This is a genomic window from Castellaniella daejeonensis, assembly GCF_039523555.1.
GTDB lineage: Bacteria > Pseudomonadota > Gammaproteobacteria > Burkholderiales > Burkholderiaceae_B > Castellaniella > Castellaniella daejeonensis.
Window position 1 is genome coordinate 1 of sequence record NZ_BAAAFN010000025.1, and the last position, 1,058, is coordinate 1,058.

Below are 1,058 nucleotides of genomic sequence, written 5' to 3' on the forward strand. Positions count from 1 at the left end.
CAGGCCTTCTTCCATGGCGATCGGCGCAATCAGGCTCACCGTCATCGACACGTTATCGCCAGGCAGCACCATTTCCTTGTCGGCCGGCAGCTCGATCGTGCCAGTCACGTCCGTCGTGCGGAAGTAGAACTGCGGACGATAGCCCTTGAAGAACGGCGTGTGACGGCCACCTTCTTCCTTGGACAGAATGTACACCTCGGCCGTGAAGTCCGTGTGCGGGTGGATCGAACCGGGCTTGGCCAGCACCTGGCCGCGCTCGACTTCCTCGCGCTTGGTGCCGCGCAGCAGAATACCCACGTTGTCGCCCGCCTCGCCCTGGTCCAGCAGCTTGCGGAACATCTCAACGCCCGTGCACGTCGTCTTCACCGTCTCGTGGATACCCACGATCTCGATTTCCTCGCCGACCTTGATCACGCCGCGCTCGATACGGCCGGTCACCACCGTGCCGCGACCCGAGATCGAGAACACGTCTTCCACAGGCATCAGGAACGTGCCGTCGACCGCGCGCTCCGGCGTCGGGATGTAGCTGTCCAGCGCTTCGGCCAGCTTCATGATCGCCTGCGAACCCAGCGGGCCCTCGTCGCCGTCCAGCGCCAGCTTGGCCGAACCCTTCACGATCGGCGTGTCATCGCCCGGGAAGTCGTACTTCGAGAGCAGCTCGCGCACTTCCATCTCGACCAGTTCCAGCAGTTCCTCGTCGTCGACCATGTCGCACTTGTTCAGGAACACGATGATGTAGGGCACGCCCACCTGGCGCGCCAGCAGGATGTGCTCGCGCGTCTGCGGCATCGGGCCGTCAGCGGCCGACACCACCAGGATCGCGCCGTCCATCTGCGCCGCACCCGTGATCATGTTCTTCACGTAGTCGGCGTGGCCCGGGCAGTCCACGTGCGCATAGTGGCGCGAAGCCGTCTCGTATTCCACGTGCGAGGTGTTGATCGTGATCCCGCGCGCCTTTTCTTCGGGCGCGTTGTCGATCTGGTCGTAGCCCTTGGCTTCGCCGCCGCCCGCCTTGGACAGCACCGTCGTGATCGCCGCCGTCAGCGTCGTCTTGCCGT

Annotated in this window: 1 protein-coding gene; it reads right to left on the minus strand. The window is 64.6% G+C overall.

Features of this window, described 5'->3' with window-relative positions:
- On the minus strand, positions 1-1,058 hold a 1,058-nt coding region (gene tuf, locus ABD022_RS14785; RefSeq protein ID WP_343822187.1), incomplete at both ends, for an elongation factor Tu.